Genomic DNA, 1,601 nt, shown 5'->3' with positions numbered 1-1,601 from the left:
CTGGAGTCCCCGCGCGAAGCCACGTGGCCGGCATCCAACGGCTACCGCATGAAGCTCTTCTACGTGACGATCAGCGATGGAGACCCGACTACGAATGACGGACACGACGCCGTTCGATGGCTCTCCCACGACGAGTTGGGCGAGGTCGAGTGGTTGCATTCGGATCGGGAAGCGCTCGTCCACCTAAAGGTCTCAGAGCTGTCACATCCTCCTGAAATGCCCAGCGAGCTTCCTTGAGTCACTAGAGTTGACCTCCGTGGCTGCTGCCAACAAAGCGGCACAGCGGGCGCGGGAGTCGTTCGCCAGGGCTCTCGACCAGGAGTCGGAGCTGGCCGACGAGCTGCGCCGGCCGCATCCACGGCCGTACTGACGGGCTCAGTCCAGCTCGGCGAGCAGAGCGGGGTTGGCACGGCGCAGGATGCGCTCGACGTCCTCGCGCGGCACTGCCGCGTAGAGGAGGCGGCGGGCGTCGGCGTACTTCGGATCCGCTGGACGGCCGAGCGCCTCGATCCGCTCCGGGAGCGAGTTGTGGGCGTTGTCGGAGATCTTGACGAGCGAGGCGTCCCGCGACGTGCAGACGCGCTCGATCCCCTCGAGATAGCTGAGCGAGGGGTGCAGGTTGCGTGAGACCAGCTCGATCGCGCCCAGCGCTCGCTCCGAGACTCCCGCCTCGCGCAGGTCGGCCAGGGTGATGTCGGAGTCCTCGACGACGTCGTGCAGCATGCCGGCGATCTGCAGGTCCAGGTCGAAGTCGACCAGCCCACCAGCCACGGACTCGACGTGGTTGACGTAGTCGACGCCGAGCTTGTCGACCTGGCCCGCGTGCGCGCGCTTGGCGATCTCGTGTGCCTCGTCGAGTGCGAACCCAGTGCGATCAGCCATGCCAACACCGTACGACCAGCGTCCAGGGCGCTTGCCGTTTGACTCCATGGGTAACCCTCGGGGTATGCGAATCTTCAGTCACCCGATCAAGAAGCTGACCATCCTCTCCGTTTTTGCAGGTGGGTACGTCCTCGGAGCCAAGGCAGGGCGCGAGCGATACGAGCAGATCCGCAACGCGGCCACCCAGGTCAAGGACGACCCGAGGGTCAAGCAGGCGACCGCGCAAGCCGAAGACCTCGTCCGAGACGCCGCCACCAAGGTCACCGAGGATCCCCGAGTGAAGGACGTCGTCTCGCGCGCGGAAGACATCGTCCGTGACGCCAAGTCCAAGGGCGCCGGCGACACGAGGGTGAGCCCGCTGCTCGCCGACGAGCACTACGAGTCCAATGACGAGGTCGTCTACAGCACCGGGCCGGACATCGAGGAATCGATCGACGAGCTGGCCGACACCGACACGGCCGAGCAGCCCTTCACCCAGCGTGAGGACAGGGCATGAAGGCGATCACCTACTCCGCCTACGGCGAGCCCGCGAAGCTCGAGCTGACCGACATCGACGAGCCCAAGATCGGACCCGACTGGGTCATGGTCGCGGTCAAGGCAACCTCGGTCAATCCCGTCGACTGGAAGCTTGCAACCGGCGGCATGGACGGAGCCCTCGACACGTTCTTCCCGGTCACGCCGGGCTGGGACGTCGCCGGAGTCGTCGAGCAGGTCGGGCC

Annotated in this window: 4 protein-coding genes; 3 read left to right on the top strand and 1 reads right to left on the bottom strand. The window is 66.1% G+C overall.

Features of this window, described 5'->3' with window-relative positions; translation table 11 throughout:
* Positions 1-237: NUDIX hydrolase (locus tag WB461_RS05130; protein WP_423851642.1), on the top strand; the 237-nt coding region annotated here is incomplete at its 5' end.
* 138 nt (positions 238-375) lie between these two features.
* On the opposite strand, the gene WB461_RS05125 is transcribed toward WB461_RS05130, so the two are convergent.
* Positions 376-882 carry a hypothetical protein gene (locus tag WB461_RS05125; protein WP_423851641.1) on the bottom strand — a complete coding sequence of 169 codons (507 nt, stop codon included), beginning with the start codon at positions 880-882 and terminating at the stop codon, positions 376-378.
* A 64-nt stretch (positions 883-946) separates the two neighbouring features.
* Between WB461_RS05125 and WB461_RS05120 the strand changes: the two genes are divergently transcribed.
* Both WB461_RS05120 and WB461_RS05115 read left to right on the top strand, forming a co-directional pair.
* A complete protein-coding gene (locus tag WB461_RS05120; protein WP_423851640.1) occupies positions 947-1,378 on the top strand; it encodes a hypothetical protein in 432 nt (143 codons plus the stop codon).
* Positions 1,375-1,601 (top strand): alcohol dehydrogenase catalytic domain-containing protein (locus WB461_RS05115; protein WP_423851639.1); only part of this gene is annotated, 227 nt, incomplete at its 3' end. The genes WB461_RS05120 and WB461_RS05115, both read left to right, overlap by 4 nt.

Origin of the sequence: Aeromicrobium sp. (assembly GCF_049587115.1) — a bacterium.
Lineage (GTDB): Bacteria > Actinomycetota > Actinomycetes > Propionibacteriales > Nocardioidaceae > Aeromicrobium.
This window is presented reverse-complemented; position numbering and strand designations above follow the sequence as displayed.

Excerpts from the sequence above, each read along its gene's own strand:
- WB461_RS05125 (WP_423851641.1), bottom strand. The coding sequence starts at position 882 with ATGGCTGATCGCACTGGGTTCGCACTCGACGAGGCACACGAGATCGCC.
- WB461_RS05120 (WP_423851640.1), top strand. The coding sequence starts at position 947 with ATGCGAATCTTCAGTCACCCGATCAAGAAGCTGACCATCCTCTCCGTT.